Annotated in this window: 6 protein-coding genes, 3 tRNA genes and 1 pseudogene; 2 read left to right on the plus strand and 8 right to left on the minus strand. The window is 60.4% G+C overall.

The genetic code is table 11. From position 1 onward, the window contains the following. From BLIN9172_RS18360 to BLIN9172_RS17525, 3 genes are all read right to left on the minus strand, one after another. A partial coding sequence (locus BLIN9172_RS18360) for a hypothetical protein (protein WP_219618125.1) occupies window positions 1-377 on the minus strand: 377 nt, incomplete at its 3' end. A 96-nt stretch (window positions 378-473) separates the two neighbouring features. Beyond that, complete coding sequence (locus tag BLIN9172_RS18000; RefSeq protein WP_127364047.1) at window positions 474-1,328, minus strand: hypothetical protein; 855 nt, start codon at window positions 1,326-1,328, stop codon at window positions 474-476. Next, window positions 1,325-1,585 carry a helix-turn-helix domain-containing protein gene (locus BLIN9172_RS17525; RefSeq protein ID WP_096158417.1) on the minus strand — a complete coding sequence of 87 codons (261 nt, stop codon included), beginning with the start codon at window positions 1,583-1,585 and terminating at the stop codon, window positions 1,325-1,327. Before BLIN9172_RS17525 ends, BLIN9172_RS18000 begins: the two co-directional genes overlap by 4 nt. A gap of 185 nt (window positions 1,586-1,770) precedes the next feature. Between BLIN9172_RS17525 and BLIN9172_RS18940 the strand changes: the two are divergent. Then, window positions 1,771-1,935: pseudogene (locus BLIN9172_RS18940) on the plus strand (helix-turn-helix domain-containing protein); the annotation flags it as partial. Window positions 1,936-1,982: 47 nt separating this feature from the next. Here the strand turns inward: BLIN9172_RS18940 and BLIN9172_RS17535 are convergent. The 3 genes from BLIN9172_RS17535 to BLIN9172_RS17545 all read right to left on the minus strand — a co-directional run bounded on the left by BLIN9172_RS17535 (window position 1,983) and on the right by BLIN9172_RS17545 (window position 3,094). Then, window positions 1,983-2,059, minus strand: a tRNA-Met gene (locus BLIN9172_RS17535). A 27-nt stretch (window positions 2,060-2,086) separates the two neighbouring features. Then, window positions 2,087-2,159: transfer RNA gene (locus BLIN9172_RS17540), tRNA-Thr, on the minus strand. A 134-nt stretch (window positions 2,160-2,293) separates the two neighbouring features. After that, on the minus strand, window positions 2,294-3,094 hold the full coding sequence (locus BLIN9172_RS17545) for a glycerophosphodiester phosphodiesterase (RefSeq protein ID WP_101556159.1): 801 nt from the start codon (window positions 3,092-3,094) through the stop codon (window positions 2,294-2,296). Window positions 3,095-3,332: 238 nt separating this feature from the next. Between BLIN9172_RS17545 and BLIN9172_RS17550 the strand changes: the two genes are divergently transcribed. Further along, window positions 3,333-3,863, plus strand: coding sequence for a hypothetical protein (locus BLIN9172_RS17550; RefSeq protein WP_101556160.1), 531 nt, complete (start codon window positions 3,333-3,335; stop codon window positions 3,861-3,863). Here BLIN9172_RS17550 and BLIN9172_RS17555 read toward each other — a convergent pair. Both BLIN9172_RS17555 and BLIN9172_RS17560 read right to left on the minus strand, forming a co-directional pair. Next, a complete protein-coding gene (locus BLIN9172_RS17555; RefSeq protein ID WP_101556161.1) occupies window positions 3,778-4,308 on the minus strand; it encodes a DnaJ family domain-containing protein in 531 nt (176 codons plus the stop codon). The genes BLIN9172_RS17550 and BLIN9172_RS17555 overlap by 86 nt on opposite strands. A 137-nt stretch (window positions 4,309-4,445) precedes the next feature. Next, window positions 4,446-4,527, minus strand: a tRNA-Tyr gene (locus BLIN9172_RS17560). Window positions 4,528-4,717: the final 190 nt, after the last annotated feature.

The raw sequence follows: 4,717 nt of genomic DNA on the forward strand, positions 1-4,717 counted from the left end.
AGCTTCGAGGGCGTCGAGGACCATGCGGACTGCTCGTTCGCGTAGCTCGAGGGGGTACTTCTTTTGGGGCATGACAGGGAAGTCCTTTCCGTGGCTTCACTGTCTCCATTATTCCCGGGGCGAATCAAAACTCCGCCTTGCCCGTTGTCACCGTCGTAGACGACGCAGGTGATCGTCCGCCCGTCTTCGAGGACGATGGGTTCTTCGTGCAGTCCTTGCCCGTCGCCTCGTTCATCAACAACCGAGGGGTCGTTAGTCTCGTTAGATTCGTCTTCGGGAGCGTCCTCGACCTTGGTGGGCTGGCATCCCGCCAATGCGGCGGTCAGGATCACTGTTGCCAGAAGAACGATCGGCCTTTTCACGGATGTGGTCTTCATGGGTCTTCCAATCACTTGGTCTTCGTGGTCGTGATCTGCTTCATCACGAACGGTTCGATTTCAGGGATCTTCACCACTTGGTCTCCGACGACGGGGTCATCCCCGGCCCCGGTCGATGACTTGGAGGTTCGTCATGGTCTTCTTGATAGACCCGACTGTGTCCGAGTGGGTCAGCGCGGCCTGGAACGTGGGTGCCGGCTGGGTTGCCATAGCGGAGAGCAGATCGGAGAGGACGCCGAGGGCATCGGCGACATCCCGGCCAAGATCTTCAACCTTGTCGGCTTCGAGAGTCGCGAGGTCGGACACTCCCCCGCTGAACGCAACTTCGAGGAGCTTTGACTGTTTCTTCACCATCGGCAGGGGTGCCGCTGCTCCGTAGTGGAGTTCCCGGATCGCACGCACGACATGCTCGCGGCCAGGAGTGTTGCTCGACTCAGTGAGATCCACGGAGGCGGGTTCGAGACCAGACGTAGAAGCGAGACCGAAGTCTTCCGTCTCGTCTTCGTCGATAACTTCAGCATCAACGATGTGCTCGTCCGATGGAGATTCAGGTGCTGGTTTCGGCATTGCCGCGGGACGAGCTTTCCCGTCCAAGCCGATCACCCGAGAGTCATCGTCAACTGTGCCATTTGGCACAGTTGAGTTCTCCACCCGCCGTGCCACGGTACGAGGGGCCATATCAACCGCTGACGCGATGCCTCTGGTTGACATTCCTGCTGCTCTAAGCTCACCGATCACTTGCTCTTCCAGCTCGCGCGGTGGCCGCAAACTCACATCTCGAAATTCCTCATCGAGGTAGTCCTGCCACGACTCGTACCCGAGTGCCAGCCAAATTCTTCCCTTCCAAGCGGTAACGATCTTGGTCTGTAGCGATCCGTAGTCGGCCTTGATCTCCTCTGTAAACTCTCGAGCTTCCGCCTCAGAAAAAGTGCTGACGAGTTCCGTGCTCATGAGGCTTTCACCGCCTTAGCATCACCGTTTGGTGCAAACGGGTCCTCTTCGGCCCCATCTAGAAGCGTCGCCAACGGGATATCCCAGGCTTTGGCCAATTTCAGCAACTCACCGAGTTTCCAATCCACGGCACCGTGTAGGCGTTTGGAAATGTTGTTCTGGGAGATTTCCAGAATCTCGGCTACATCCAGCTGGCGCAGTTCGCGCCTCCCCATCTCGGCCATCACGTTGGCCCTAACTTGCTTCGAATACCTCATACTCTCACCGTATACTGTGACCGTATACGCCTGCAAGGACCCGAACTACGTTTTCGACGTTTCGCATACGCGCAGTGGTTTACCGCCAGATGCTGAGCGTATACAGTAGGACCATGACGATACAGAGCGAGGAACAAACTGCAGTTTCTGAAAACGAGCGCATTGGGCTCGAGGTGCGGGCCTGGATGGTTCGGAAACAGTTGAAGCAGGCAGACGTTGCGCAGCTCCTAGGCTTCGCGCAAAAGAATGTCTCTAATCGGCTGAGGGGTCAGATCCCATTCCGAATTGATGAACTGTTGGCGATCGCCAACTACATGGACATCACGCTGGCTCAACTGCTGGGGAACGAGATTGTGAATGAGAAGAACCCCCATCCAGTGGATGGAGGTTCTTCGAATGGTAGCGGGAGGGGGACTCGATCCCCCGACCTCACGATTATGAGTCGTGCGCTCTAACCAGCTGAGCTACCCCGCCCCAGCGCCGCATTCTAGGCGGCACGAGAGCCCCGAAAGGGAATCGAACCCTTGACCTTCTCCTTACCATGGAGATGCTCTGCCGACTGAGCTATCGGGGCAACAGGTAAGAATTTACACGGGTTCGCTCGCTCTGGGCAAATCGGGTGTCAGTGACGTCACTCACACGGCCCGCGATCTCCAGCCAAACCTCACACAGAGCTCCAGCCTGAACCGCCCTCACCAGTAAAAACACTCATTCCAGGGGGTCGAATCGCCCCGCAAGGTATCCCTGCAGGCGACCGGGATGGTTCGTGATGATCCCGTCGACCTCGGCCCCGAGGAGCTCCTTCCATTCGTTCATCTCGTCGGCAGTCCAGACGAAGACACCGAAGTCGTTGTCCATAATCTCGGTGACGACGGATTTGCGCATGGAGAACCCTTTGTACGAAGGGTTGATCGCCACCGCCCCGAGATCGCGAGCGATCTCGATGTCCTCGGGTTTCGGAACCATGCGCAGGAGGAAGCGAGCCACCATCGGCAGCATGTCCCGACAGGTCTCAAGTGTTTCGAGATTGAACGACTGGACGACCATCCGGTCGGCAATCCCGGTCTCCACCACCAGCTCCGAGATCCTCGCCACCGCACCCGATGACCACTCTCCTTTGAGCTCGAGCAGCAACTCACCGCCTTGGTGCTGGATATCTCGCATCACGGCCGACAAAGTCGGGATGCGGACTCCATAGAAGCCCGGCCCCATCCACGAGCCGGCGTCGACGAACGACAGCTCTTCGGCGGTGAGATTGACCACGGGCCCCTTTCGGTTCGTGGTTCGGTCCAGGTCCGGGTCGTGGAGGATGACGGGGACGCCATCGGCGCTGGTCGAGGTGTCGACCTCGATGAGATCGACACCGAGGGCGCGTGCGGCATCGACCGCGGCCAGGCTGTTCTCGGGAACCACGGCGGAATAGCCGCGGTGGGCGATCACCAGTGGGCGGCTGCCGGATCCCGGGCGTTCGACGATGCCCCGCTCGTGGAGGAACTGCTGAAAACTCATGGCTTCAGCCTATGCCCTGAGAGCACAAAGTCGCATGACAGGCGGTCGCACTTCCACGGGCCAGCCGCGGAGGCGATGCCGCCGTCGAGCGGAACGCACCGCGGACGCGTCGCGGATGATGGGAACTCACCTCACTTTCGACACAGGCACGACTGCAGCGGATATCTTGTGAGGTACCTCAGTTCCTAAATGCGAAGGTTCACCATGGAAGCTAAAGATCGGCGTAGTCCCTGAAACGGTGGTCGACGACTCACTGCCGCTTCAGGCATACACCTTCCTCGTTGCACCTCTGCTCTTCCACATGGGCTCGCTGATCCCGCTGCGAGTGATGCTCAAGCCGAGCCCATCCATCGTCCTGCTCACCGGAATCCAGCTGCTGTGGCAGCCGATGCCCGATCCCGGCAGCGGAGCCTGGTGGCTGACCTGTCCGGTCTTCGTCATCGCCGTCCTGCTCGTCGTGTGGGCGATCTCGACGATCACTAAACGTTGGCAGAGCCCGCGCCCGGTCCTCTCCCCGAGGTGGCCCACCGATACCGTCACCGTCACCGCCGTCGCCCTCTTCGTCGTCCAGTCCCTGGCGATCTCGAGCTACGGACTCGACCTGCCGATGGCCATCCTCGGCCTGGTGTGCACCACGATCGCCGTCAACCTCGCCGAAGACAGCGCCACCGCTCGTTCCCGCATCAGCGTCGGAAACGATGCCACCATCGCCGAGGGGAAGCCGCCGACGCCTGATTGGCGGGCTGGTCCCCCGGTTCCGCCTCGGTGACGGAGTCGTTCTTCATCGCATTCCGACGCCGCCGCCATGCGGCGACCTCCTTCTCCACGTCGCGGGGCGGAGTGAACACGGGCGGGCCCTCGCGCAGATCCATCACGGCCTCGCGGACTCGGGCGTTGAAGCCGGCGAGGTAGTCGCGGACGTCAGATTCTTCGGTGAAGGCGTCGACGGTGTCCTCGAGGACGGCGTTCTCCTTGCGCAGCTGGAAGGCGGCCGGGGCGACACCGTTGATGCCCTCGGAATCCAACTTCTGCTTGATCCACCAGTCAGGATCGGATGAGCCGTGCAGACCGGTCAGCGGTTTGCCGCGGCCCGGCAGATCGTCGAAGTCCCCGCGCTTGATGGCTCGGTCGAGAGCGGATTCAACGACAGCGTTGCGGTCCTCGAGCGAATTCAAACGCCGAGGCGGCTGCGCATCGTCCGTGTCATCGCTCATCGGTTCGGCCCTCCCCGGCGGAGCATTTCCGCTTTGTCCTCACACGGTAGGCGTCGGTCGGGCGCCTGGGCAAGGGAACGGGTGGAAAATGAGAGAAGCTCCGTGACCTCTCGGTCACGGAGCTTCTCCGTTCTGCGTGGCAGATATAGGATTCGAACCTATGAAGGCAATGCCGGCTGATTTACAGTCAGCTCCCTTTGGCCGCTCGGGCAATCTGCCGCAGGTGGCGCTCGATGAGCACCTGAAAAGAATACAAGGCTCGGACCCGAATCTCCAACTCGACGACGTGCCTCAGCTATTTTGAGCGCGTAGAACCTGGTGGTGCCTCAAGCACTTTGAGCGCGAACTCCCAACAAACGGGAGCAGGCTTGCCCTATGGAAGGCAAGATCCCGATGACCGCCAGACGCC

The sequence above is a fragment of the Brevibacterium linens ATCC 9172 genome (assembly GCF_900169165.1).
GTDB lineage: Bacteria > Actinomycetota > Actinomycetes > Actinomycetales > Brevibacteriaceae > Brevibacterium > Brevibacterium linens.

Coding starts and splice junctions, on each gene's coding strand:
- BLIN9172_RS18000 (WP_127364047.1), bottom strand. CDS start 1,328: ATGAGCACGGAACTCGTCAGCACTTTTTCTGAGGCGGAAGCTCGAGAG.
- BLIN9172_RS17525 (WP_096158417.1), bottom strand. CDS start 1,585: ATGAGGTATTCGAAGCAAGTTAGGGCCAACGTGATGGCCGAGATGGGG.
- BLIN9172_RS17545 (WP_101556159.1), bottom strand. CDS start 3,094: ATGAGTTTTCAGCAGTTCCTCCACGAGCGGGGCATCGTCGAACGCCCG.
- BLIN9172_RS17555 (WP_101556161.1), bottom strand. CDS start 4,308: ATGAGCGATGACACGGACGATGCGCAGCCGCCTCGGCGTTTGAATTCG.